Genomic DNA, 24,693 nt, shown 5'->3' with positions numbered 1-24,693 from the left:
GTTGCATACGCTGTGTGATCACGCACCGGGCTCCCACCGCCAGTTCCCTGCCGTCCCGTCAGCCCCGCAAGGCCCAGGGAGCCACGCCGTGGACCCGGTGATCGTCGTCGGGGCCGGTCCGGTCGGCCTCTGCCTGGCCCTGTCCCTCACCCGCCGCGGAGTACCGGTCGTCGTCCTGGACGAGAGCACCGGGCAGGACGAGGTCCGGCCCGCCCGCACCGCCGTGCTGCGCCCGGACACCGCGGCCGCCCTCACCCGGCTCGGCTGCGGCGACACCCTCGCGAGCGAGGGCACCCGGTGGACGGCCTGGCGCACGGTGCGGCGCCGGCGTCTGGTGGACCGGGTCGCCTTCGCCCCTCGGATCCCGGACGACGCCGCCTCTCCGGCGCTCGCCTCCCCGCTCCACGTCCCCCAGCATGCGCTCACCCGCGCGCTGCGCGCCGCGCTCGCCCGGGAGAAGCTCGCGCAGATCGCCACCGGCAGCCGGCTGGCCGAGCTGGAGCAGGACGAGCACGGCGTCAGCGCGCACACCCGCGGCCCCAACGGGACGTGGTGGCGCGGGAGTTATCTGGTCGGCTGCGACGGGCCGCGCTCGACCGTCCGCAAGCTGCTGGAGATCCGCTTCCCGGGGCGTACCGCCGTCGAACGCCATGCCGTCGCCGCGCTGCGCACCGAACTGCCCTGGCCCGGTGAGGCGCTGCTGCACCGCTGGCCGGGGCGGCACGGCGGCGGGTCCGGAAACACCGCGGGCTTCGGGGGGCCGGTCGCTGAGATCGCGGCGCGGCCGCTGCCCGACGGCGTCTGGCGGCTGGACTGGCTGCTGCCGCCCGGCCGGGATCTGGTCACCCCGGACGCCCTGGTGGCCCGGGTGCGCGAATCCCTGGCCGGCTGGGCGGCGGCGGGCGAGGAGGGCGGGCGCGGCGATGCGCTGCCGGTCCCGCCGTACGCACTCCTCGACACCGGGGTGCACACCGTCCACCACCGGCTGGCGAAGACCTGGCGGCAGGGCCGGGCGTTCCTCGCCGGGGACGCCGCGCATCTGCTGGGCGCGCTGGGCACGCAGGGCCTGGACGAGGGGCTGCGGGACGCCGGGAACCTCGCCTGGAAACTGGGCCTGGCCTGGCATCACGGCGGCTCCGAGACGCTGCTGGACAGCTATCAGGCCGAGCGGCGGGACGCGGTGGCGGCCCGGCTGCGCGCCACGGACCAGGCGCTGCCGCTGCTGCGCGACGGCCGCGCGGCGCGCTGGCGGACCGTGCTGCCGGGCACGGCGCGCGGGCAGAGCGCCCTGCTGACGGACGCCCATCTGGGCCGCGGGCCGCTGGGGGCGCCGCCCGCCTATCCGCGGACCCCGCTCGCCGCGCCCACCGGGCAGCCGGGCACCGTCGCGGTCGGCACCCGGCCCGGCGCGCCGGTCGCCGATGTGCCGGTGACGGCCGGCGACGGTTCGGTGGTCCGGCTGCGGGACCGCCTCGGGCACGGCCTTCTGGTGGTGCTGGTGGCGCCGGGCACCGGTGTCTGGGACCGGCGGCACTGGCAGTCGGCGGGTCTGATGCCGCAGCTGACCGCCGCGGCCGAGGCGCTGCCGATGCCCGCCGAGATCCTGGTCACCGAGTCCTATCCGGGCGCCCCCGCCCACACCGTCCTGGTCGTACGGCCCGACGGCCATCTGGTCACGGCACACTCCGGCGTCCGCCCGGCCGAACTGTCCGCGTGCGCGGACGCGGTTCGCGGCGGGGGCGGGTTTGCGTACGGTGACGGGGCGGGGTACGGGCGGCGGGCGTGGGGTTCGGGCGAGGCCGGTGACTCCGGGGCGTCGGGCGGCTCTGGTGGTGCGGGGGCGTCTGGGACTTCGAGTGCCGCCGATACTTCAGGGGCTTCCGGTACTTCGGGTGCCGCAGGTGCTCCGGGGGACTCCGCCGCTTTGCATGACGGCGACGGTGACGACGGTGGTAACGGCGGGGGCGAGGGGGCCGGGGTCCGGGGTGAGGGGGCCGGTGCGGCGGTTGACCCTCTGGTCGCCCCCGTGTTTCACTCCGAGGGTGACTGATCACGGCTCGCGATTCTGGCGGAGGGTCCATCTGGACCTGGTCCGCCATGCGGGCTGCATGTGTTGTCCGTCCGTTTGATCCGCCTCTCCTTCCCGCGCGGCCCCGCGCTTCGTTCCGGTGGCCGCGCCGCTTCGCGATCACTCAGGACGGTTCCCGTGCCCGACGTACACACCCCTGCGCGCCCGCACACCCCTGGCGAGGGCGCAGCCCCCGGCCATGGCCCCAGCGCCGCAGCACTCCTCGACTTCGCCCTCCGCACCGCGGCCGACACCGCACTCATCGCCTCGCTCCCCCTCGACCCCGAAGGCCGCACCTGGATCCGGCTGGACGGGCCCGACGGCAGCGAGGCATGGCTGATCGGCTGGCCGCCCGGCACCGGCACCGGCTGGCACGACCACGGCGGCTCCCGGGGCGCCTTCGCCACGGCCGCGGGCGAGCTGACGGAACAGTCGCTCGCCGTCCAACTGCCCACCGAGGGCTGGAAAACCCTGGAACTCGCCGACGGTGTGGACCGCCGGCGCAGACTCGGCGACGGCCACGGCCGGGCGTTCGGTCCGCACCATGTCCATCAGGTGCTCAACCTCTCCGCGGCCACCCACGCGGTCTCGGTGCACGCCTACTACCCGCCGCTCCCCCTGATGCGGCGGTACAGCCGCACCGGGCCCGTGCTGCGGCTCGAAGAGGTCGAGCGCCCGGAGGAGTGGCAGTGAGTGCCGTCGACACCCTCCTCGCCCGCGCCCGCGCCGAGCTCCGGCGGGTAGGCCCCCGGGAGGCCGCCGCCGTCCAGGAGGCGGGCGGGCTCCTGGTGGACATCCGCTATGCGGCGCTACGGGAGCGCGACGGCACCATCCCAGGCGCCCTGATCGTGGAGCGCAACGAGCTCGAATGGCGCCTCGATCCGACGGGCGATCACCGCGCCCCCGAGGCGGTCCCCCTCGATCTCCCCGCGCACCCGGTCGTGGTGATCTGCAACGAGGGCTACGCGTCCAGCCTCGCGGCGGTCTCCCTGCGGCAGTTGGGCCTGCACCACGCCACCGACCTCGCGGGCGGCTTCCAGGCATGGCGCACGGCAGGACTCCCCGTCACCCACGCCCCCTGACCTCTCGCACCCCGTCTCCGGGACGCCTCCCCCAACTCCCGGCCTCCGCCGAGCCCCCTTCCGCCCTTCACTCCTCCGGCAGCTGCTGTTCCAGCAGCTCCGGGTCCTCCCCCTCCTCTTCCAGTGCCCGGCGGACCACCCGCAGGGCGAGGCCCTCCGGATAGCCCTTACGGGCCAGCATTCCGGCCAGTCGGCGCAGGCGCTTGTCGCGGTCCAGGCCCCGGGTCGCACGGAGTTTGCGCTCGACCAGCTCCCGGGCGGTGGTCTCCTCCTGCTCGGCGTCGAGACGGCCGACGGCCTCGTCGATCAGGGTGGAGTCCACCCCCTTGGTGCGCAGTTCGCGGGCGAGGGCGCGGCGTGCCAGGCCGCGGCCGCGGTGACGGGACTCCACCCAGGCACCGGCGAACGCCGCGTCGTCGATCAGACCGACGTCCTCGAAGCGGGAGAGCACCTCCTCCGCGGCCTCCTCGGGGATGCCCCGCTGCCGCAGGGCGTCCCCGAGCTGCTTGCGGGTGCGCGGGCTCCCGGTGAGCAGGCGCAGGCATATCGCCCGCGCCTGCTCCTCGGGTGTCCGCGGTGGCTCCGTCCCGGCCCTCGACGGGGCGAAACCACCGCTGTCCTCACGGCCCGGACGGCCCGGGCTACGGGTCTCGGCGTCGCCCGCAGCGCCGGAGCCGGCGTCCTCGCTGCGTGGCCATTCCGTTCGCCGTGTCATGACGGATCAGCTCTTGGCCGCGGCGGCCTTGGAGCCCTTGGCACTCTTGGCCGCGGGGGCCGCCGCCGCTGCCGGGGCGGCGGCCGCCGCACCCGCGGCATCCGCGCCGGGCTCGGCCGCCGGCTCCTGGGGCTTCACACCGATGCCCAGCTTCTCCTTGATCTTCTTCTCGATCTCGTTGGCGAGATCGGGGTTGTCCTTGAGGAAGTTCCGCGCGTTCTCCTTGCCCTGGCCGAGCTGGTCGCCCTCGTAGGTGTACCAGGCACCGGACTTGCGGATGAAGCCGTGCTCCACCCCCATGTCGATCAGACCGCCCTCGCGGCTGATGCCCTGGCCGTAGAGGATGTCGAACTCGGCCTGCTTGAAGGGGGGCGAGACCTTGTTCTTGACGACCTTGACGCGGGTGCGGTTGCCGACCGCCTCGGTGCCGTCCTTGAGGGTCTCGATGCGGCGGATGTCCAGACGCACCGAGGCGTAGAACTTCAGCGCACGGCCACCGGTCGTGGTCTCCGGCGAGCCGAACATCACGCCGATCTTCTCGCGGAGCTGGTTGATGAAGATCGCGGTGGTCTTGGACTGGTTGAGCGCGCTGGTGATCTTGCGCAGGGCCTGGCTCATCAGCCGGGCCTGGAGGCCGACGTGGGAGTCGCCCATCTCGCCCTCGATCTCGGCCCGCGGCACCAGGGCGGCCACGGAGTCGATCACGATGAGGTCGAGCGCACCGGAGCGGACCAGCATGTCCGTGATCTCCAGCGCCTGCTCGCCGTTGTCGGGCTGGGAGAGGATCAGGGCGTCGGTGTCCACGCCGAGCTTCTTGGCGTACTCGGGGTCGAGCGCGTGCTCGGCGTCGATGAACGCGACGGAGCCGCCGGCCCGCTGGGCGTTCGCGACGGCGTGCAGGGTCAGGGTCGTCTTACCGGAGGACTCCGGGCCGTAGACCTCGATGACGCGGCCGCGCGGGAGACCGCCGACGCCGAGCGCGACGTCGAGCGCGGTGGAGCCGGTGGGGATGACCTCGATGGGTTCCTTCGAGCGCTCCCCCATGCGCATCACGGCGCCCTTGCCGAATTGCCGTTCAATCTGTGCGAGCGCGGCGTCCAGCGCCTTCTCGCGGTCAGTGCCTGCCATGGGTTCCACCCGGTTTGCTTGAGTCGATCGCTTCACGTCCATGACGCTAACGCCTGCCACTGACAATGCGCCCGGACCCGGCTCCAGCCTGTGGATAACTCCGCGAAAACCCGCCGGAGCGTGGGCTGGAGCCCCTATGAGAATGGATGTTCGATTTTAGTGTCAAGCGCGGCGCCCGGCAGGGCGGGAGGCGTTTTGACGGTGGAGGCCACGGGGCAACCGCAGGGTCGTACGGGGCCCTCTCGCACTCCCCTGCCACGTCCGACGCGCCCGCAAAATAGCCTCTGAACTGCGCAAATACACCAGAATGAAGGGGCCTGAGCACAGCCGCACCGATGGGAGAGAGCCACCGTGTCCACCCCCCGCCCCGAAGCCGCCGAGCTCAACAACCCCCGCACCGCATCCCCACTGCACGACCTGATGTACGGGCACATCCACGCCTCCGCGCTACGCGCCATCGCCCGGCACCGCATCGCCGACCACCTCGCGCAAGGCCCGCGCACCGCGCACGCGCTGGCCGCGGCGACCGGTCTGGATGCCGCCGCACTGCACCGGGTGCTGCGCCTGCTCGCCACGCGCGGACTGTTCGCCGAGCACGGCGACGGGACCTTCGCCCTGACCGAAGCCGGCCATGACCTGCGCAGTGACACCGAAGGCTCACAGCTGCCCCGGATCCTGCTGTTCACCGACGAGATGTTCCGGCGGGCGGCCGACGGCATCGAGGGCACGCTGCGCACGGGCGAGCCCGGCTTCGACGCCGCCTACGGAATGCCGTTCTTCGACCATCTGGCCGCCACACCGGACAAGAGCCATGTCTTCGACCAGGCCATGACCGCGCTCACCTCCGGCGCGGACGAAGCCGTCGCCGATGCCTGCCCGTTCCCCGAGTCGGGCACCGTCGTGGACATCGGCGGCGGCCGCGGAGGACTGCTCCGCCAGATCCTCACCACCCACCCGGGCCTGAACGGAATCCTCTTCGACCAGCCCGGGACCCTCGCCGACCACCTCCTGGACGGCGACGACCTGGCCGGACGCTGGCACACCCAGGGCGGAGACTTCTTCACCACCGCTCCCACCGGCGGCGACCTCTACCTCCTCAAGAACGTGCTGCACGACTGGTCCGACGACGACTGCCTGCGCATCCTGACCACCGTCCGGCATGCCATGAGGCCCGCCACCCGGCTCCTCCTGGTCGACGCGGTCCTGCCCGGCGACGGCACACCGCACCCGGCCGCCGCACTGGACATCGTCATGCTGATGACGCTGAAGGGACGCGAGCGCACCGCCGCCGAGTTCGAGGATCTGCTCACCCGCTCCGGCTTCCGTCTCCTGCGGGTGCTGCCGACCCGCGCCCTGTCGTCGGTCCTCGAAGCCGAGGCCGTCTGACCCGACCGCCGGAACCGCTGGAACGGGTGGACGGCCGCTGGGCGCCGGGCACCCCTGGCGCCTCGCCATCGGTGGCAAGCACCCCACGGTGACACGGGGCGTTCACCCCTGGCTCTGGGCCCGGAGCGCCTTCTCCTCGGCGTCCGCCAGCCAGAAGAGCGGCGGCGTCAGCGCCAGTTCGACGATCCCCAGCGCCACCTGGAACCAGTGCGGCCACCCGACCACGGCGAGCGACAGCAGCCGCCCCAGCGCGCCCAGCCCGAACACCCCGGCCAGCCACCGCACCGCCGACGCGGGAATCGGTGACTGCCGCGCCGCCCAGAGCCAGACGAGGCCGTAGCCGGTGAAGATCGCGCCGAAGAAGCGCCCGAGGCTGTCCACCGTCGGACCGGCCGAGCCCGCACCCGGGATCGCGGCATTCCCGAGCAGGACATGGAAGAGCCCGATCGCCACGCAGGCATACCCCATCGCCCACACGAGCCCGCGGAGCACCTTGGCCTTGGCCATAACTGCCCGCCCCCCTCTGCTAGTAGACATGTGTCCACCAGGTTATGGGTCGTTAGTAGACACGTGTCAAGTAACACGTAGCATGCATCCGTGCCTCCCCGTCAGCGACTCAGCCCCACCGAACGCCGCGCCCAGCTCCTCACCGTCGCCGCGCGGCTCTTCGCCGCGCGCCCGTACGACGAGGTGCTGATGGAAGACGTCGCCGAGCGCGCCGGCGTCTCCCGCGCGCTGCTCTACCGGCATTTCCCCGGTAAGCGCGACCTCTTCGCCGCGCTCTACCAACAGGCCGCCGAGCAGCTGCTCGCCAAGACCCGGCTCGACCCCGCCGAGTCCCTGGTCGAGCAGCTCACCGAGGGCCTGGACGCCCATATCGAATACTTCGCGGAGAACCGCAACACCGTCCTTGCGGCCAACCGCGCACTGGCCGGGGACCGCCTGATCCAGACGATCATCGCCAACGAACTCGACGCCCTGCGCGAGCGGCTGCTCGGCGTGCTCCCGCTCGCCGACGACACCACGCGGGAGGCCGTGTCGGGCGTCCTCAAGAGCTGGCTGGTGTTCGTCCAGGTGCTGTGCGTGGACTGGCTCACCGAGGAGACCTGCACCCGCACCGAACTGCGCGACGTGTGCATCGGCGCCGTACTGGGCGCCATCCGGCCGCTCCTCGACGAGGACCCGGCCCCGGACTGGCCCTGACACGCCGCTCACCCCCTTCGCCCCGACGCACCCGGCCCCGACGCGCACGGAGATACCGAAGAAACCGGCCAAACAAGGACATTGCGCATAATATGACCGCGAACACCGTACGACTCGAAAGGATCACCATGCGTAATCACCTTCGGCGCCTCGGCGCCTTCGTGGCCGTCCTCACGCTTGCCTCCGTCGGCGTCATGGGAACCGCGAGCGCGGCCGCCTCCCACGAGGAGGGGCCCTACGGGGGGCACTCCAAGGCGAGGGGACTTCTCCGTGGAACGCTCGACGACATCTTCGCGGGTTTCGGCGAAGACTGGTGAAGCCCGGACCCGCGACATCGCGGGCCGGAAGCCGTGAATCCGCACAGTGAGACGAGGTGTTGAAGCCCAACTCCCCACACATCGCCGCCGGCCGCTGCCCGGCAAGGGAAAACTCACCCTCACCGATGCCAAGCTCTGCCGCTACATCCGGATCGGTTCCGTCGTCCGACGCAAAGCCACGGGAGGTGATCACCTGGAGTGCTCCTCGCAGAAGCAGTGCGGCCACGGCATGCGCGAGGCGACGGCCACCCTCGGGCCGGTCGTGGCGTTCGACGGTCCCGGGGCTGCTCATCGGCCCCCGACCTGCGCGATGACCTGCTGATGGGCCGGTGCGCACCGGCCCATCAGCGGAAAGTGGCGGGCCGGTCGTGACCGGCGGCGGACGAGGCCCCCGGTCGGCAACTCAGCGGCTCACCCGCCAGATGGAGGGCGCGGTCACACCGGTGGAGCGGCGCCTGACGGGTGAACCGTGGACTCATGGGGCGTCGGCGGTGGCATGTATCCCGCGACCGTGTGACCGATATACACCACCTGACAGTCCGGAGTGACCATGCATATCCGCACCGCCCTCGCCGCCGCCGTCCTGTGCTCGGCGGCCGTCCTGTGTACCCCCGGCATCGCCGCCGCCGACGGAGCCCCGGGCCCCGCCGCCGGCCACGCCCCCCGCCCCTCCTCCGGCGGCAACCCCGGCCCGAGCGCCGGCAATCCCGCAGCCCCGGCCGGCGGTCCCGCCGCCGACTTCTACGACGAGAACAACACTCCCCCGTTGTTGAGCAGCCGCGTGGGCCGCGCCGTCGGCGAACTTCTGGGCATCTCGGCGGACGGCAGCTACTGACAAGGCGTCCGCATACCTGCCCCCGCTTGCCGGTCGTGACTCAGCTCTCGGGCCGTTCGGCGCCCTCGCCGGCCCGGGAGCGGTCGCGTTCGGCGTGGAGCGTGCGGCGGACCCGGGCCAGGGCCCGGGCGCCGCGGCTGGGGCCGTGGACGCGGGGGTCGTCGGTGACCTCGTAGCGCTTGACGTACGCGCCCAGAAACGCCTGGAGCGTGGCGGTGGCCGGAATGGCGATCAGGGCGCCGACCGCGCCCATCAGGGCCGTGCCAGCGACCACCGAGCCGAAGGCGACGGCCGGGTGGATGTCCACGGTCTTGGCGGTGATCCGCGGCTGGAGCAGGTAGTTCTCGAACTGCTGGTAGATCACGACGAAGCCGAACACCCACACCGCGTACCAGGGGGCCACGGTGAACGCGATCAGGATGGGCAGCGCGCCCGCCAGATAGGTGCCGATGGTCGGTATGAACTGCGAGACCAGGCCGACCCACATACCCAGCGCCGGGGCGTAGGGGACGCCCAGGATCTCCAGCAGGACGTAGTGCGCGATACCGGAGATCAGCGCCATCAGCCCGCGGGAGTAGAGGTAGCCGCCGGTCTTGGCCACCGCGATCTCCCAGGCGCGCAGCACCTCCGTCTGGCGCCGCGGCGGCAGCACGGAGCACAGCGCGCGGCGCAACCGGGGGCCGTCGGCGGCGAAGTAGAACGAGAACAGGGCCACCGAGAGCAGGTTGAACAGGCTGCCCAGGACCTGCGCGGAGACAGCGAGGACGTTGTTGGCGCTGTCCTGGACGTACTTCTGCAGCCAGTCGGACCGCAGCAGGTTGTTCTGCACCTCGAGCCGGGAGAGGTGGGTGTGGAACGTGCTGTTCAGCCAGCTGATGACGGAGTCCAGATACTGCGGGAACTCCTCCACCATCTTGGCGATCTGGCCGGCGAGCATCGAGCCCAGGAGCGCGAAGAAACCGGCCGCGCCGACGAGGATGCCGAAGAAGACGGCGGCGGTGGCCACCCCGCGCCGCACCCCGCGCGCCGCCATCCAGTCGACGGCCGGCTCGACGGCCAGCGCGAGGAAGAACGCGATCAGAATGTTCAGCAGCAGCGTGATCAGCTGATGGAAGCCCCAGGTGGCGAGCTGGAAGCAGGCCACCAGGGCGAGCGCGAGCACCATGGCGCGCGGCAGCCAGCGCGGCATCCGCGCATCGGCCCAGGCCCCGGCTCCGCTGTCGGAACGTTCGCCGGGGCGCGGGTCGGGGCGGGGGTCGTCGCTGCTGGTGATCTCATCTGTCGCGGGCACCCAGCCAGTGTCGCGCACGCCACCGACAACTCCGGCCGGGCCCCGGAATCCGGCCCCGCGCCGGGCGGCGCCGGCAGCGGGCCTCACTGCCTGTCGTAGGGGACGTCCATGGTGGCGCAGACCACCCGCCACACCTCTTTGGCGCTCCACCCGGCGTCCAGCGCCTCGCGGACGGTCCGGCCGCCGAGGCCGGACATCACATGGTCGCGCGCGAAGGAATCGGCGTACGCCGCACCGAAGTGATCCGCCATCCGCTGCCAGAAGACCGTCAACCGCATGCCCTCAGTATCCCGCCCTGGGAGGGCAGCCGGGCACGAGCCGGGGTCACCGGGGGGCATCGGCCCTACGGTCGTGCCATGGCCGAAAACGTGAGCCCCCCGCCGACCCCTCTGGCGCGCGCCGAGCGCTTCATCTGGCTGACCGCCCGGGTGCTGGAGCAGCGACTCTTCGAGTACCACTTCCTGGGCGGCGGGGCGGACGCGGTGCAGACCGCGCTCTTCGCGTACCGCAACGACGACGACGGCTACGGGCACGCGCTGGAGCCCGATCTGCGCGGCCCGGTCAGCCAGCCGCTGCACGTCGCGCACGCCCTGAAGGTCCTGGACCGCATCGGGCGCTGCGACGGCCGCGACGTGGAGCAGATCTGCCGCTATCTGACGCGGATCTCGACATCGCAGGGCGCGCTGCCCGCGCTGCATCCGTCGCTGCGCGGGTATCCGGCCGCGCCGTGGATCCCGGTGGCCGACGATCCGCCCAGCGCGCTGCTGTCCACCGGGCCGGTGGTGGGCGTGCTGCACCGCAACGAGGTGTGGCACGCCTGGCTGTTCCGGGCCACGGACTTCTGCTGGGCGGCGGTGGAGTCCCTGGAGGAGACCCATCCCTACGAGGTCGAGGCGGCGGTGGTCTTCCTGGACGGCGCCCCGGACCGGCCGCGGGCGGCCGCGGCGGCGCGGCGCCTGGGCGCGCTCGTACGGGAGCGCGGGCTGGTGTTGCTGGACCCGGAGCGGGCGGCGGAGGTCCCGGTGGCGCCCGGGTACGCCCCCGGGGAGCACCACCTGGCGTACGACTTCGCGCCGTCGCCCGACTCGCTGGCCCGCCAGTGGTTCAGCGAGGCGGAGATGGACCGGTCGCTGGACCACCTCGCCGCGCTCCAGGGGGAGGACGGCGGATGGCCCATCAGCTGGCGGGCGTGGGCGCCGGGGACCGCCCTGGAGGGCCGCCCCATGGTGACGCTGGAGGCGCTGCTGACCCTGCGGGCGTACGGCCGCCCCCTCGGCTGACCCCGATCCGGGCCCTCCCGGGGACGGTCACCCGCCCAGGGCCCGCACCCCGGCGGCGACCACCACCGCGACCCCGACCACCACGAGGAACGGCGCCCGCAGGACGAGCGCGACGGCCGCGACGGCCACTCCGGCGGCGCGGGCGTCGAGCATCAGGTGCCCGCCGTCGGCGAAGGTCTCCTGGGCGGTGAGCGCGGCGAGCAGGGCCACCGGGAGCAGCGCGGCCAGCCGTTTGACGAGCGGGCGCTCCAAGACGCCGGCGGGGGCCGACAGGCCGAGGTACTTGACCAGGTAGCAGCCGACGGCGGTGACGCCGATGGCGATCCAGACGTTCAGCGGGTTCATCGCCGCTCCTCACGGTCGTCGGTGGTACGGGCCGCCGTCCCGATGGCGCGGGCACGCCGCCCCTGGACGAGGAGGACCGCGGGGGCGGCAAGCGCCGAGACGAGCACCGGTACGCCCGCGGGCAGCACCGGCAGCGTCACCAGAAGCAGCAGTACCGCCAGGCCCGCCGTGGCCCGTTCGACGGCCGTGGTGAGCATCGGCGCGAGCAGTGCCAGGAAGACGGCGGGGCCGGCCGCGTCCAGGCCCCAGGCGGCGGTGTCGCCGAGCGCCTCGGCCCCCAGGGCGCCGCCGAGGGTGGTGAGGTTCCACAGGGCGTACAGGCTCAGCCCGGTGACGGTGAAGCCCAGGCGGGCGCCGCGCCGGCCGGACTGGGCCAGGGTGACGGCGGTGGTCTCGTCGATGACCCAGTGGGCGGCGAGCGGCCGGACACCGGCCCGCAGGTCCAGGAGGGCGGAGAGCCGCAGCCCGTAGAAGGCGTTGCGGATGCCCAGGAAGAAGGCGCCGGCGGCCGCGGTCAGCGGGCTGCCGCCCGCGGCGAGCGCGCCCACCAGGGCGAACTGGGAGGCCCCGGTGAACACCAGGAGGCTGAGCGCGCAGGTCTGCAGGACGGTGAGCCCGGCACCTGCCGAGGTCACGCCGAAGGCGAAACCGGAGAGGCCGACGGCGATGCCGACGCCGAGGGCGTCGCGGATGACGGCGGAGTCCGGTCGGGCGGGCGGGCCGGCGGACGCGGCCCGCTCCGGGGCGGGTATCTGAGTCTGTTCTGGCACGCCCCGGACGCTACGGGGCGGCGTCTTCGGGGTCTTGTACGTTATTGCGCCGCCGGCCGTCCGCGCGCTCCCGGCGGTACGCCCCCGGCGGCACCCCGACGATGCGGGTGAAGTGCCGGTTGAGATGGGGCTGGTCGGTGAACCCGACGGCGACGGCGGCCTCGGCGGGCGGGGTGCCCGCTTCCAGGAGATGCCGGGCGCGGCGCACCCGGGCGTCGGTCAGCCAGGTGTGCGGGGGCATCCCGTAGGCGTCCTTGAAGGCCCGCAGCAGCGCGAACGGACCGGTGCCCAGCTCCTGGGCGAGCTGCTCCAGGGAGGGCGGGTCGGCCATCCGCGCGTCCAGGAGGGCCTTGGCGCGGGCGGCGGTGCGGGCGCCCGCACCGCGGGGAGCGCGGGTCGGCAGCGGGCCTCCGTAGCGGCGCAGCAGCCGGGCGAGGGCCGCGCGCAGCAGGGTGTCGGCGGCGAGGGCCTGGCCGGCCTCGGCGGCCCGGTGGATCTCGGTGATCATGCGGGCCAGGTGCGGGTCCTCGGTGACGGTCTCGGCGAAGCCCGCGGTGCCGCGCAGCGCGGTGGTCTCCCCGGCGACCTCGGTGACGAGGGCGGCCGACGGGTAGAGCGTGGCGTAGGCCCAGCCCTCGGGGGCGCCGGCCCGCGCGGTGTGCGCGATCTCCGGGTTGATCATCATGACCTCGCCGGGGCCCGTGCGGACGGAACCGTGCGCGAAGCCGACCTCCTCGACGCCGTGGGTGACCGCGGCGATGACGTACCCCTCGTGCGCATGGCGGGGGAAGGCGTGCCGTACGTAGCGGGCGCGCAGCAGGTCGAGGCCGGGCAGTTGGGCGTGGCGCCAGTGGCGGGCCCATTCGCCGCCGGCCCGCGGCGCGACGTCCGCACCGGTCTCTTCGGCTGCGGCCGTGGCCTCTGCGCCGCCCCCGCTCCCCGTGGTCATGCGCCCATTCTGCGTGGCGGCGGCGTCCGGGCACAGCCGCCGGATCCGGCTCGCGGCCGCATTGTCAGTGGTGCGGTGCACGATGGAGGACATGGCCGACTCAGCGCTCGATTCGTTCTCGCCCGCGACCCGCGGCTGGTTCGCGGGGGCCTTCAGCGCGCCCACCGCCGCGCAGGAGGGCGCGTGGCGGGCGATCGGCGCGGGTTCGGACGTCCTGGTGGTGGCGCCGACGGGCTCCGGCAAGACGCTGGCCGCGTTCCTGGCGTCGCTGGACGCGCTGGCGAGCACGCCGCCGCCGGCCGAGCCGAAGAAGCGCTGCCGGGTGCTGTACGTCTCGCCCCTCAAGGCCCTGGCCGTCGATGTCGAGCGCAATCTGCGCAGTCCGCTGACGGGCATCCGGCAGGAGTCGGTGCGCCTGGGGCTGCCCGAGCCGGACATCACGGTGGGCATCCGCTCCGGGGACACCCCGCCCGCCGAGCGCCGCGCGATCGCCAACCGCCCGCCCGACATCCTCATCACCACCCCCGAGTCGCTGTTCCTGATGCTGACGTCGTCGGCCCGGGAGGCCCTGGCGGGCGTCGAGACGGTCATCCTGGACGAGGTGCACGCCGTCGCCGGGACGAAGCGCGGCGCGCATCTGGCGCTGTCGCTGGAACGGCTGGACGAGCTGCGCGGTGCCGGTGTCGCCGGCCACGCCCGTCCGGCCCGCCGGATCGGCCTGTCGGCGACGGTGCGCCCGGTGGAGGAGGTGGCCCGCTATCTGTCGCCGCAGCGGCGGGTGGAGATCGTCCAGCCGCCGTCCGGCAAGCGCTTCGACCTCTCGGTGGTCGTTCCGGTGGAGGACATGGGAGAGCTGGGCGGCTCCCCCGTACAGGACGGCGATACGGGCGAGAAGCCGTCCATCTGGCCGCAGGTCGAGGAGAAGATCGCCGATCTGGTCCAGGCGCACCGCTCGACGATCGTCTTCGCCAACTCCCGCCGCCTGGCGGAGCGGTTGTGCAACCGTCTCAACGAGATCGCCTACGAGCGCGCCCACGGGGAGCCCCTGCCCGAGCACCACTCCCCCGCCGAGCTGATGGCCGAGTCCGGCGCCGCCAAGGGCGCGCCCCCGCTGCTGGCCCGCGCGCACCACGGTTCGGTCTCCAAGGAGCAACGCGCCCAGGTGGAGGAGGACTTGAAGGCGGGTCGGCTGCCCGCCGTGGTCGCCACCTCCAGTCTGGAGCTGGGCATCGACATGGGCGCGGTCGACCTGGTCGTCCAGGTGGAGTCGCCGCCGTCGGTCGCCTCCGGGCTCCAACGGGTGGGCCGGGCCGGCCATCAGGTCGGCGCGGTCTCCCGGGGCATCGTCTTCCCCAAGTACCGCGGCGATCTCGTCCAGGCCGCGGTGGTCACCGAGCGAATGCGCTCCGGGGGGATCGAGGCGCTGCGGGTGCCCGCCAATCCGCTGGATGTGCTGGCCCAGCAGATCGTCGCGATGAGCGCGATGGACACCTGGGACGTCGGGGAGCTGCTGGCCGTCATCCGGCGGGCGGCGCCGTTCGCCGCGCTCCCGGAGTCGGCGTTCCACGGTGTGCTGGACATGCTCGCCGGCCGCTACCCCTCCGACGCCTTCGCCGAGCTGCGGCCGCGCCTGGTGTGGGACCGCCTCGCGGGCACGGTCACGGGCCGGCCCGGGGCGCAGCGGCTGGCCGTCACCTCCGGTGGCACGATCCCCGACCGCGGGCTGTTCGGCGTCTTCCTGGCCGGCTCCGACTCCGGCAAGGGGGGCGGGCGACCATCAGACCCGGCGGCGCGAAGCGCCTCCACTCGGGGCGGTGGCGGGCGACGGGTGGGCGAACTGGACGAGGAGATGGTCTACGAGTCCCGGGTCGGCGACGTCTTCACGCTCGGCACGACGTCCTGGCGTATCGAGGACATCACCCGCGACCGGGTCCTGGTCACCCCCGCCCCCGGGGTGCCCGGCCGACTGCCGTTCTGGAAGGGCGACCAGCTCGGCCGCCCCCTGGAGCTGGGCCGCGCGCTCGGCGCGTTCCTGCGCGAGATCGGCGCGATGGCGCCCGAGGACGCCCGTGCCCGGCTCGCCGCCGCCGGGCTCGACGACTGGGCGGCGGGCAACGTCCTGGGCTATCTCGCCGAGCAGCGGCAGTCCTGCGGGCATGTCCCGGACGACCGCACCATCGTCGTCGAGCGCTTCCGGGACGAGCTGGGCGACTGGCGGATCGTCGTCCACTCCCCCTTCGGCGCGCAGGTCCACGCCCCCTGGGCGCTGGCCCTGGGGGCACGGCTCGCCGAGCGCCACGGGCTGGACGCCCAGGTGATGCATGCCGACGACGGCATCGTGCTGCGACTGCCGGACGCGGACCTGATGGGCCTCGACCTCCTCGACGGCCCCGCCCCCGATCCGGCCGCGGACCCGGGCCCGGCCGCCCGGGGCGCGGAGTGGGACCCGGAGCAGTCGCCCGTGGGGGCCGCCGATGTCGTCTTCGACCACGGTGACGTCGACCAGCTCGTCACTGACCAGGTGGGCGGCTCCGCGCTGTTCGCCTCCCGGTTCCGCGAATGCGCCGCGCGCGCCCTCCTGCTGCCCCGGCGCAGCCCCGGCAAGCGCACCCCGCTGTGGCAGCAGCGCCAGCGCGCCGCCCAACTGCTCCAGGTGGCGAGCGAGTTCGGGTCCTTCCCGATCGTGCTGGAGGCGGTGCGCGAATGCCTCCAGGACGTCTTCGACGTACCGGGCCTGACGGAGCTGATGGGCGATATCGAAGCCCGCCGGGTGCGCCTGGTGGAGGTCACCACCCCCGAGCCGTCCCCCTTCGCCCGCTCGCTGCTGTTCGGCTACGTCGCCCAGTTCCTCTACGAGGGCGACTCCCCGCTCGCCGAGCGGCGGGCGGCCGCGCTGTCGCTGGACTCCCGGCTGCTGGCCGAGCTGCTGGGCCGGGCGGAGCTGCGCGAGCTGCTGGACGTCGATGTGCTGGCCGAGCTGGAGCGCGAGCTTCAGTGGCGTACGCAGGAGCGCCGGGTCAAGGACGCCGAGGGCGTGGCCGACGTCCTGCGGCTGCTGGGGCCACTGACCGGCGCCGAGCTGGCCGAGCGCGGCGCGGAGGAAGCGTGGACCGGGGAGCTGGCCGCCGCCCGCCGCGTCATCCGGGTGCGGATCGCCGGCGCGGATCACTGGGCGGCCGTCGAGGACGCGGGCCGGCTCCGCGACGCCCTCGGCACGGCCCTGCCGGTCGGCGTCCCCGAAGCGTTCACCGAACCGGTGGCGGACCCGCTCGGCGATCTGCTCTCCCGGTACGCCCGCACCCGCGGCCCCTTCACCTCCGAGCAGGCGGCCGCCCGCTTCGGTCTCGGCACGGCCGTCACCGACGGCGCCCTGCACCGGCTGGCCGCGTCCGGCCGCGTCGTCCAGGGCGAATTCCACCCGGCCGGTATCGGCCAGGAATGGTGCGACGCCCAGGTGCTGCGCCGTCTGCGCCGCCGCTCGCTGGCCGCGCTGCGCGAGGAGCTGGAGCCGGTGCCGCCCGCCGCGCTCGCCGCCTTCCTCCCCCAGTGGCAGCACATCAGCAGCCCGGCCCCGGCGGCGGGCCCGCGCGGCGGGTCGCACAGTCTGCGCGGGATCGACGGCCTGGTGCGCGCCATCGAGCAGCTCCAGGGCGCGCCGGTGCCCGCCTCCGCCCTGGAGAAGCTGGTCCTGCCGTCCCGGGTCGGCGACTACACCCCCGCCCTCCTGGACGAGCTCACCACCACCGGCGAGGTGATCTGGGCCGGCGCCGGCGCGCTGCCCGGCAAGGACGGCTGGCTCTCCCTCCACCTCGCCGACACCGCGCCCCTGCTGCTCCGTCCCCCGCTGCCGCTGGAACCGAGCGCGCTGCACGCCTCCGTCCTGGCCGCCCTCGCCCCCGGCTACGGCCTGTTCTTCCGGCAGATCGCCGACCAGGTCCGCGCCACCACCCACCCCGACGCCACCGACCCCCAACTCGCCGACGCCGTCTGGGAGCTGGCCTGGTCCGGGCGGCTGACCAACGACACCCTCGCCCCGCTGCGGGCCCTGCTGGGCTCGGGCCGTACGGCCGGGTCCACCGCCCACCGGGCGCGCCGGGCCACGCCCCGCGGCCGCTACGGCTCTCTTGCGACGGCCCGCCCCACGGCCTCCCGCAGCGGCCCGCCCACCGTCGGCGGCCGCTGGTCGCTGCTGCCCGCCCCGGAGGCCGACGCCACCCACCGGGCGCACGCCCTGGCCCGTACGCTCCTGGACCGGCACGGCATCGTCACCCGGGGCGCGGTCGCCGCCGAAGGGGTGGCGGGCGGCTTCTCCGCGGCGTACCGCGTGCTGGCCGCGTTCGAGGAATCCGGGCGGGCCCGGCGCGGCTATGTCGTCGAGGGGCTCGGCGCGGCCCAGTTCGCGATGGACGGCGCGGTCGACCGGCTGCGCGCGGTCAGCACCCAGCGCGAGCGCGCCGCCGATGCCGCCCTGTCCGACGGCGGCCCCTCGGCCTCCGGGCCGGTCGGCGGCCCGGAGCGCGCCGTGGTCCTCGCGGCCGCCGACCCGGCCAACGCCTACGGTGCGGCCCTGCCCTGGCCCGATCCCCCCGAGGGTTCGACGCACAAACCGGGCCGTAAGGCGGGCTCCCTGGTGGTCCTCGTCGACGGCGAGCTGGCGCTCTACATGGAGCGCGGCGGCAAGACCCTGCTGATCTGGCCGCTCGGCCGGGACGCCGCCGCAGGGGGCACCGACGCCCGCGCCCACGCCGCCGTGACGGCTCTGTGCGAGGCCGCCCGCGCCGGTGCCCTGGGCACCCTCACCACCGAACGCATCAACGGCACCTCGGCCCTCACCTCCCCCTTCGCCCCCGTCCTGGAGTCCGCCGGCTTCCACCCGACCCCGCGCGGCTTCCGGCTCCGGGGATGAGGGCACGGGGGAGTGGGGGCGCCGGGGAGGGCAGCGGGGTGAGGGCGCCGTGGCCGGCACGGGCGGCATGATGGTCCCATGCCCGAAGGCGACACCGTCTGGCGTCTGGCCCAGCGGCTGGACGACGCCCTGGCCGACAGCCCGCTGACCCGCTGCGACCTGCGCGTTCCCCGGCTCGCCACGGTGGATCTGACCGGCCGCGCGGTACGGGAGGTGGTCCCCCGGGGCAAGCACCTCCTCACCCGTATCGAGGGCGGGCTGACCCTGCACTCGCATCTACGGATGGACGGCGCCTGGAAGATTTACGGCCCGCACGAGCGCTGGCGCGGCGGCCCCGCCCACCAGATCCGCGCCATCCTGGGCACCGCGGAACACACCGCCGTCGGCTACCGCCTGCCCGTCCTCGATCTGCTGCGCACCGCCGAGGAGTCCCGCGTCGTCGGCCATCTGGGCCCCGATCTCCTCGGCCCCGACTGGGACCCGGCCGAGGCCCTGCGCCGCCTGCTCGCCGACCCGGCGCGCCCCCTGGGCGACGCCCTGCTCGACCAGCGGAATCTGGCCGGGATCGGCAATGTCTACAAGTCCGAGCTGTGTTTTCTGCTGCGCGCGTCCCCCTGGCTGCCGGTCGGCGAGCTGCCCGGCCCGGAACGCGCCCCGGCACTCGCCAAGAAGCTCCTGGAGGCCAACAAGCGCCGTCCCGCCCGGATCACCACCCCCAGCGCCCGGCCCGACCGGCGGCTGTGGGTTTACGGCCGCGGCGGCCGCCCCTGCCCCCGTTGCGGCACTCCCGTACGCACCAGCGGCCAGGAACCCGCCGCAGCCCAGGGCCCGTCGGCCGACGAGCGCGTCACCTACTGGTGTCCGGTCTGCCAGCCCGCACCCTAGGGCCGGCATGTGCCACAGCCCGCACCCCGGCCCACAGTTGATGCCCCGTCAGTTGTCGCGGCGTCGCCGCCACGCCCTGGCGACCACCGCCCCCGCCACCTTGGCCTTCTCCCCGAACTTCTCCCCCAACCACCCCGCCGCACCTTTCCCCCGGCCCACCCAGGGCACACAGTGCACGGGCAACAGGCTCAGCCCCCAGCCCCCCATCACCACCGCCCCCTCGACCGTCCCGGCCGCCTGCGGCTCCAGCGTCAGCCGGAGCGCGGCCCACCACCACAGGGCCCCGCCGAGGGCCCCGGCTATCCGGCGGCCGGGTACGACCCCGGGACGCCGGCCGCCCGCCGCGCGGGACGCACCGTCATGCCACTCCATCGCTAGCCTCCCTCGCCCGACGCTAGAGGGGCCTGCGGCCGGACGGGAGAGCGCACCGGTGTGCACACGGAGCGCGGCCGGATATGCCACGCCGGACCCCACCCGCCGCGACGACCGGGGACGCCGGCGGAACCGGGAATTCCGGCCGCATGACACCCGCTCCCCGGGCCCCGGAGGGCGCCGGGGCGGCGCCGCTCACCGCGACTCCGCCTGGAACATCCAGTGGTGTTTCTCCAGCTCGGCGGTCAGCCCGATGAGGATGTCCTGGCTGACCGGATCGGGCTCCGCGGTGACCGCGATCCGCTCCCGCATCCGCCCGATGACCGCCGCCAGGGCCGCCACCAGCGTTCGCACTACCTCGACGTCGTCGATCCAGCCGTCCTGGACTTCGGCGATCCCGCTGGTCTTGGCGACCGTCGCGGCCCGCCCGTCTGGCGGGACCCCGATCGCGGAGGCCCGTTCGGCGACGGTGTCGGCGTGGAGGCGGGCGGTGTCCACGACCTCGTCCAGCTGGAGGTGTACGGAGCGGAAGCGCGGGCCGACGACGTTCCAGTGCACCTGCTTGGAGATCAGGGAGAGGTCCACCAGGTCGACCAGGGCGCCCTGAAGGGCCTTCCCGACCACGGTGCGGTCGCCGTCGGACAGCGGGCTGTTGACCACAGACATCCGGCTACTCCTGTTCGCGCGAGACTTCTGCGCCCCGCAGAGATACGCCCCGTTTGTTCCCTTTCACCCATCGTATAAATGATCGGGACCTTAGGGGCAGGCGAAGGGGGCCGGCCGGGGTCCGCCGCAGGCCGCGCAGACAGCACAAAACCCCGGCCAGTCGCTGGTGACCGGGGTTTTTGCGGACGCACGGACCGTCGTGGACGTCCGTACGCGGAAGAACGAACGGGGTGGATCCACGATCCACACACCGGGGGTGTCAGGCCGCGACGACATCCACGACGTCGGCCGGGGACTTGATCGTCACACGGTCCTCCGGCACACCTGCCAGAGACGTGACGGACACCGAATTGAGCTTCGGCCGCACCGGTGCCGGTACCGGGTCGCTCGCGGCCGCGGACGCTGCCAGCTCGGCGAGCGCCAGCTCATCGCTGACCTCGCGCATCAGCTCTGACATGCGCACATCCAGCGCGTCACAGATCGCCGAGAGCAGCTCGGAGGACGCCTCCTTCTGCCCCCGCTCCACCTCGGACAAATAGCCGAGCGACACCCGGGCGGAGGAAGAGACCTCGCGCAGGGTGCGGCCCTGGCGCTGACGCTGTCGGCGCAGCACGTCACCCAGCAGGCGACGAAGCAGAATCATCGCTGGCTCCCTCCTCGGACCTCGGATCCGGATCCTTCTCGCCCCACCGTACCGCCTCGACCCCTGGCCGTGCCGGGCGTGAGTTCGTGTTCACTCAGGGCTGCAAACATCCATTCCCCCCGCGTTGTTCCGTATCCTGTGCCGCACGGTTTTCTGCCAGTTCGCTCAACAACAGGGCGAGCGCAGCCTGGACGGTATCCATGCGAATGCGGTCCCGGTCGCCGTCCAGCGCCAGCCGGCGCACCCCGCCGCGGCCCTCCGGCCCCTCGACCGCCACGAAGACGGTGCCCACGGGCTGTCCGTCCTGGGGATCGGGCCCGGCGACCCCGGTGGTCGCCACGCCCCAGTCGGCGCCCAGGACCCGCCGTACGCCGCTCGCCATCTGCCGGGCGACCTCGGCGTCGACGGCCCCACGGGCGGCCAGTAGCGCGCCGTCCACCCCCAGCACATCCCGCTTGAGGTCGGTCGCATACGCCGTCACCGAGCCCCGCAGCACCCGCGAGGCCCCGGGAACGCCGGTCAGCGCGCCCGCCACCAGGCCGCCGGTCAGCGATTCGGCCACCGCCAGGCTCTGCCCGCGGCCGGCGAGCGCCTCCAGCGCCCCGGCCGCCGCAGACCCCGGCCCGGTCACCGCGCGGCTTCCCGGCCGGTTTCCGCGGCCTGCTCGGCCCGCTCCCTGGCCAGTCCCGCCCGGCGCATGACGACGGCCTGGCGGACGTAGTCGAGTCCGGTGACGACGGTCAGCGCGACGGCCACCGCCATCACCCACCAGCGGAAAGTGGCCAGCGGGCCGGTGAGCACCAGGACGTACATTCCGACCGCGGTGCCCTGGGCCAGCGTTTTGATCTTGCCGCCCCGGCTGGCCGGAATCACCCCGTGCTTGATCACCCAGAACCGCATCAGCGTGATGCCGAGCTCCCGGAAGAGGATCACACCCGTCACCCACCAGGGCAGATCCCCCAGCACCGAGAGACAGATCAGCGCCGCACCCATGATCGCCTTGTCCGCGATCGGGTCGGCGATCTTGCCGAAGTCGGTGACCAGGTTGTACGTGCGCGCCAGATGCCCGTCGAAGACATCGGTGATCATGGCGACGGCGAAGGCCGCCCAGGCGAACACCCGCCAGACCGGATCCGTTCCGCCGTCGTGCATCAGGAGCACGACGAAGGCCGGGACCAGCAGCAGCCGGAGCATCGTCAGGACGTTGGCGATGTTCCACAGCCCGGCCTGCCGGACGGCCGGCGCAGTGCAGGTCCGTCCGCCGGCGGCGGAAGCCGGGACTCCGCTCATCTGCCCGCCTCCTCGGTACACCCGGCACCGTCCACCGACAGCACCTCGGCCACGAGATCGACGCCCTCGCTCGCTACGACCTTTGCTTCGACCATACGACCGGGAGCGAGGTCCGCGCCGTCCAGACCGCCGGTGAGGATCGTGAGGCCGTCGGTCTCCGGCGCCTGGTGCGCGGCCCGCCCCACGACGCCGTCCTCGTCGTCGATCCGGTCCACCAGCACCCGGACCGTCTCGCCGACCCGCTCCTCCGCACGCTGCGAGGTGAGCTCCTCGGCGAGCCAGGTCATCCGCGCCAGCCGCTCGGCGACCACCTCGGGATCGACCTTGTCGTCGTACGAGGCGGCCTCGGTGCCGTCCTCGTCGGAGTAGCCGAAGACACCGACGGCATCCAGGCGCGCCTCGGTGATGAAGCGCTCCAGCTCGGCCAGATCGCTCTCGGTCTCGCCCGGGAAGCCGACGATGAAGTTGGAGCGGGCGCCGGCCTGCGGCGCCTTGGCGCGGATCTGCTCCAGCAGGCCGAGGAAGCGGTCGGTGTCGCCGAAGCGCCGCATCGCGCGCAGCACCCCGGGCGCCGAGTGCTGGAAGGACAGATCGAAGTACGGCGCGACCTTGTCCGTACCGGTCAGGACGTCGATCAGCCCCGGGCGCATCTCGGCGGGCTGGAGGTAGCTGACCCGGATCCGCTCGATGCCGTCGACGGCCGCCAGCTCCGGCAGCAGCGTCTCCAGCAGGCGGATGTCGCCGAGGTCCTTGCCGTAGGAGGTGTTGTTCTCGGAGACCAGCATGATCTCCTTGACGCCCTGCTCGGCCAGCCAGCGGGTCTCGCCGAGCACGTCGGAGGGCCGGCGGGAGACGAAGGAGCCGCGGAAGGACGGGATGGCGCAGAACGAGCAGCGGCGGTCGCAGCCGGAGGCCAGCTTCACCGAGGCCACCGGGCTGCTGCCGAGTCTGCGGCGCAGCGGCGCCCGTGGCCCGGAGGCGGGCGCGAGACCCTCGGGGAGGTCCTCGGGGGCGGTGTCCTGGGGGGCCGCTTCCTGGGCGTGGCCGGGCAGCGCGACCCCGGCTCCCTGGCGCTCGGCCGGGCTGATCGGCAACAGCTTGCGGCGGTCGCGCGGGGTGTGCGAGGCGTGGACGCCGCCGCTCAGGATGGTCTGGAGGCGGTCGGAGATATCGGCGTAGTCGTCGAAGCCGAGCACGCCGTCGGCCTCCGGCAGGGCCTCGGCGAGCTCCTTGCCGTAGCGCTCGGCCATGCAGCCGACGGCGACGACGGCCTGGGTCCGGCCGCCCCGCCCTTCGGAAGACGCGGCCTTGAGATCGTTGGCTTCCAGCAGGGCGTCGACGGAGTCCTTCTTCGCGGCCTCGACGAATCCGCAGGTGTTGACGACGGCGACATCCGCGTCGGCGGCTTCCTCGACGAGCTCCCAGCCGTCCGCTGCCAAGCGGCCTGCGAGCTCCTCCGAGTCCACCTCGTTACGGGCGCAGCCAAGGGTGACGAGGGCGACGGTACGGCGTTCGGGCATAGAGCTCAGCCTACTTCGTCCCGCCGACAGTCATGGCGCGCAGGTCTGTGCCACCGGTCCCGGACGCCCGGAACCGGCGGCGGAAGCGGCCTTGCGGCCCCGCTCAGCCTGCCTGGGGATCTCCGGGGGTGTAGCTCAGCCGCTCCACGGAACCCTCATCGCCGACGTGCTTGACCTCCTTGCCGTTGACGTACAGCTGTACGGCGCCGGCATTGCCCAGGACGAGGTCGATGCGCTTTTTGTCCTGGAAGGTCTTGGACTGACCCTTCTTGAGCAGGCCGTCCTGGAGGAGCCGGCCGCTGGCGTCCTTGGCCGAGACCCAGGTCTGGCCGTCACGAGCGGTCACCTTGATCGTGACCTTGTCCTTGGGCAGTCCGGCGATCGCGCTGTCGGACGGGGCGGGGGCCGGGGGCCGGACGGTGGGACGGGTGGTGTTCGGCGCCGGTGCGGGCTTCTTCTCGGCGTTGGTCGTGCCGCCGGCCGAGACCTGCCCGTCCCCACCCTGGGAACCGCCGCTGAACAGCGTGAAGCCGACGAATCCGACGACGGCGACGATCGCCGCGACCATCGCGGCGGTCCAGTTGGGGCGGCGCGGCTCGGGGCGGATCCGTTCGGCCTCGAAGAGCGGCGTGGTGACGGCCGGCTCGTCGCGGCCGCCGTGGTCGGCGTCGAACTGGATGATCAGCGGTTCGGGATCGAGATCGACGGCGCGCGCGAACGTACGGATGTGTCCCCGCGCATAGACGTCGCCGCCGCAGCGCGAGAAGTCGTCCTGTTCGATCGCCTGCACGATCGGGATGCGCACCCGTGTGGTCGCACTGACCTGTTCAACGGTCAGTCCTGCTCCGTTACGGGCCTGCTGGAGGGCTCGACCGACGGAAGGCCGGCCGTCTTCTGGAGAGTTGCCGATGGACACGGGGGCGCCTTTCGAGCGTGTAGCCACCTGCTGGAGGTTCAGTCTAGGGGTGGAGCGAAAGGGTCGGGCAAGCGGGAGAGCGGAGTTTGTACGCCATCGGAACGCCGTGCGGGGTGCCGCGGACGC

At 73.4% G+C, this 24,693-nt stretch carries 26 protein-coding genes; 11 read left to right on the top strand and 15 right to left on the bottom strand.

Features of this window, described 5'->3' with window-relative positions; translation table 11 throughout:
- Nucleotides 1–88: 88 nt before the first annotated feature.
- The 3 genes from B1H19_RS29500 to B1H19_RS29490 all read left to right on the top strand — a co-directional run bounded on the left by B1H19_RS29500 (nt 89) and on the right by B1H19_RS29490 (nt 3,150).
- Nucleotides 89–2,050 (top strand): FAD-dependent monooxygenase, encoded by a 1,962-nt coding sequence (locus tag B1H19_RS29500; RefSeq protein ID WP_083107760.1) that lies wholly within the window; start codon nt 89–91, stop codon nt 2,048–2,050.
- 156 nt (nt 2,051–2,206) lie between these two features.
- Nucleotides 2,207–2,761, top strand: coding sequence for a cupin domain-containing protein (locus B1H19_RS29495; protein WP_083107759.1), 555 nt, complete (start codon nt 2,207–2,209; stop codon nt 2,759–2,761).
- Nucleotides 2,758–3,150: a rhodanese-like domain-containing protein gene (locus tag B1H19_RS29490; RefSeq protein ID WP_083107758.1), complete on the top strand. Its 393-nt coding sequence runs from the start codon at nt 2,758–2,760 to the stop codon at nt 3,148–3,150. Before B1H19_RS29495 ends, B1H19_RS29490 begins: the two co-directional genes overlap by 4 nt.
- Nucleotides 3,151–3,217: 67 nt before the next feature.
- Here B1H19_RS29490 and recX read toward each other — a convergent pair whose 3' ends face one another.
- Together recX and recA are read right to left on the bottom strand one after the other, a co-directional pair.
- Nucleotides 3,218–3,865 (bottom strand): recombination regulator RecX, encoded by a 648-nt coding sequence (gene recX / locus B1H19_RS29485; RefSeq protein ID WP_083107757.1) that lies wholly within the window; start codon nt 3,863–3,865, stop codon nt 3,218–3,220.
- A 6-nt stretch (nt 3,866–3,871) separates the two neighbouring features.
- On the bottom strand, nt 3,872–4,993 hold the full coding sequence (gene recA, locus B1H19_RS29480) for a recombinase RecA (protein ID WP_083107756.1): 1,122 nt from the start codon (nt 4,991–4,993) through the stop codon (nt 3,872–3,874).
- A gap of 351 nt (nt 4,994–5,344) precedes the next feature.
- Between recA and B1H19_RS29475 the strand changes: the two genes are divergently transcribed.
- The gene (locus tag B1H19_RS29475) at nt 5,345–6,379 is read left to right on the top strand and encodes a methyltransferase (protein WP_237289550.1); all 1,035 of its coding nucleotides are present in this window, start codon (nt 5,345–5,347) and stop codon (nt 6,377–6,379) included.
- Nucleotides 6,380–6,481: 102 nt separating this feature from the next.
- Here B1H19_RS29475 and B1H19_RS29470 read toward each other — a convergent pair whose 3' ends face one another.
- Complete coding sequence (locus tag B1H19_RS29470) at nt 6,482–6,886, bottom strand: DUF4345 domain-containing protein (RefSeq protein ID WP_083107755.1); 405 nt, start codon at nt 6,884–6,886, stop codon at nt 6,482–6,484.
- A 90-nt stretch (nt 6,887–6,976) separates the two neighbouring features.
- On the opposite strand from B1H19_RS29470, the gene B1H19_RS29465 reads away from it, so the two are divergent.
- From B1H19_RS29465 to B1H19_RS29455, 4 genes are all read left to right on the top strand, one after another.
- Nucleotides 6,977–7,582 carry a TetR/AcrR family transcriptional regulator gene (locus tag B1H19_RS29465; protein ID WP_083107754.1) on the top strand — a complete coding sequence of 202 codons (606 nt, stop codon included), beginning with the start codon at nt 6,977–6,979 and terminating at the stop codon, nt 7,580–7,582.
- A 128-nt stretch (nt 7,583–7,710) separates the two neighbouring features.
- Nucleotides 7,711–7,899 carry a hypothetical protein gene (locus B1H19_RS29460; protein WP_159028152.1) on the top strand — a complete coding sequence of 63 codons (189 nt, stop codon included), beginning with the start codon at nt 7,711–7,713 and terminating at the stop codon, nt 7,897–7,899.
- 46 nt (nt 7,900–7,945) lie between these two features.
- Nucleotides 7,946–8,221, top strand: coding sequence for a hypothetical protein (locus B1H19_RS38900; RefSeq protein ID WP_159028151.1), 276 nt, complete (start codon nt 7,946–7,948; stop codon nt 8,219–8,221).
- 228 nt (nt 8,222–8,449) lie between these two features.
- Nucleotides 8,450–8,734, top strand: a complete 285-nt coding sequence (locus B1H19_RS29455; RefSeq protein WP_083107752.1) for a hypothetical protein — start codon at nt 8,450–8,452, stop codon at nt 8,732–8,734.
- A gap of 40 nt (nt 8,735–8,774) precedes the next feature.
- On the opposite strand, the gene B1H19_RS29450 is transcribed toward B1H19_RS29455, so the two are convergent.
- A complete protein-coding gene (locus B1H19_RS29450) occupies nt 8,775–10,025 on the bottom strand; it encodes an AI-2E family transporter (RefSeq protein ID WP_107426455.1) in 1,251 nt (416 codons plus the stop codon).
- A gap of 83 nt (nt 10,026–10,108) precedes the next feature.
- Nucleotides 10,109–10,303, bottom strand: coding sequence for a DUF3046 domain-containing protein (locus B1H19_RS29445; RefSeq protein ID WP_083107750.1), 195 nt, complete (start codon nt 10,301–10,303; stop codon nt 10,109–10,111).
- 78 nt (nt 10,304–10,381) lie between these two features.
- Between B1H19_RS29445 and B1H19_RS29440 the strand changes: the two genes are divergently transcribed.
- Nucleotides 10,382–11,305 (top strand): hypothetical protein, encoded by a 924-nt coding sequence (locus tag B1H19_RS29440; protein ID WP_083107749.1) that lies wholly within the window; start codon nt 10,382–10,384, stop codon nt 11,303–11,305.
- Nucleotides 11,306–11,332: 27 nt separating this feature from the next.
- Here the strand turns inward: B1H19_RS29440 and B1H19_RS29435 are convergent, their stop codons facing one another.
- From B1H19_RS29435 to B1H19_RS29425, 3 genes are read right to left on the bottom strand one after another with little or no spacing between them, the layout of a single operon-like run.
- Entirely contained in the window at nt 11,333–11,641 is a 309-nt protein-coding gene (locus B1H19_RS29435) for an AzlD domain-containing protein (RefSeq protein WP_083109944.1), read from the bottom strand.
- Nucleotides 11,642–11,646: 5 nt separating this feature from the next.
- Nucleotides 11,647–12,420, bottom strand: coding sequence for an AzlC family ABC transporter permease (locus B1H19_RS29430; protein ID WP_083107748.1), 774 nt, complete (start codon nt 12,418–12,420; stop codon nt 11,647–11,649).
- A 10-nt stretch (nt 12,421–12,430) separates the two neighbouring features.
- Nucleotides 12,431–13,369: an AraC family transcriptional regulator gene (locus B1H19_RS29425; RefSeq protein WP_083109945.1), complete on the bottom strand. Its 939-nt coding sequence runs from the start codon at nt 13,367–13,369 to the stop codon at nt 12,431–12,433.
- Between the two features lie 91 nt (nt 13,370–13,460).
- On the opposite strand from B1H19_RS29425, the gene B1H19_RS29420 reads away from it, so the two are divergent.
- Nucleotides 13,461–18,275 (top strand): Lhr family helicase, encoded by a 4,815-nt coding sequence (locus B1H19_RS29420; RefSeq protein WP_083107747.1) that lies wholly within the window; start codon nt 13,461–13,463, stop codon nt 18,273–18,275.
- A 78-nt stretch (nt 18,276–18,353) separates the two neighbouring features.
- A complete protein-coding gene (locus tag B1H19_RS29415) occupies nt 18,354–19,160 on the top strand; it encodes a DNA-formamidopyrimidine glycosylase family protein (protein WP_083107746.1) in 807 nt (268 codons plus the stop codon).
- Between the two features lie 48 nt (nt 19,161–19,208).
- Here B1H19_RS29415 and B1H19_RS29410 read toward each other — a convergent pair whose 3' ends face one another.
- From B1H19_RS29410 to B1H19_RS29380, 7 genes are all read right to left on the bottom strand, one after another.
- A complete protein-coding gene (locus B1H19_RS29410; RefSeq protein ID WP_083107745.1) occupies nt 19,209–19,532 on the bottom strand; it encodes a hypothetical protein in 324 nt (107 codons plus the stop codon).
- Between the two features lie 195 nt (nt 19,533–19,727).
- Nucleotides 19,728–20,198: a Dps family protein gene (locus tag B1H19_RS29405; RefSeq protein WP_083107744.1), complete on the bottom strand. Its 471-nt coding sequence runs from the start codon at nt 20,196–20,198 to the stop codon at nt 19,728–19,730.
- 259 nt (nt 20,199–20,457) lie between these two features.
- Nucleotides 20,458–20,841, bottom strand: a complete 384-nt coding sequence (locus tag B1H19_RS29400) for a helix-turn-helix domain-containing protein (protein WP_046925688.1) — start codon at nt 20,839–20,841, stop codon at nt 20,458–20,460.
- A 94-nt stretch (nt 20,842–20,935) separates the two neighbouring features.
- Nucleotides 20,936–21,472, bottom strand: coding sequence for a CinA family protein (locus tag B1H19_RS29395; protein ID WP_083107743.1), 537 nt, complete (start codon nt 21,470–21,472; stop codon nt 20,936–20,938).
- Entirely contained in the window at nt 21,469–22,131 is a 663-nt protein-coding gene (pgsA, locus tag B1H19_RS29390; protein ID WP_083107742.1) for a CDP-diacylglycerol--glycerol-3-phosphate 3-phosphatidyltransferase, read from the bottom strand. Before pgsA ends, B1H19_RS29395 begins: the two co-directional genes overlap by 4 nt.
- On the bottom strand, nt 22,128–23,651 hold the full coding sequence (gene rimO, locus B1H19_RS29385) for a 30S ribosomal protein S12 methylthiotransferase RimO (protein ID WP_083107741.1): 1,524 nt from the start codon (nt 23,649–23,651) through the stop codon (nt 22,128–22,130). Before rimO ends, pgsA begins: the two co-directional genes overlap by 4 nt.
- A 103-nt stretch (nt 23,652–23,754) precedes the next feature.
- Nucleotides 23,755–24,567: a helix-turn-helix domain-containing protein gene (locus tag B1H19_RS29380; protein ID WP_083107740.1), complete on the bottom strand. Its 813-nt coding sequence runs from the start codon at nt 24,565–24,567 to the stop codon at nt 23,755–23,757.
- Between the last annotated feature and the right edge of the window lie 126 nt (nt 24,568–24,693).

Origin of the sequence: Streptomyces gilvosporeus, from assembly GCF_002082195.1 — a bacterium.
Classification (GTDB): Bacteria; Actinomycetota; Actinomycetes; order Streptomycetales; family Streptomycetaceae; genus Streptomyces; species Streptomyces gilvosporeus.
This window is presented reverse-complemented; position numbering and strand designations above follow the sequence as displayed.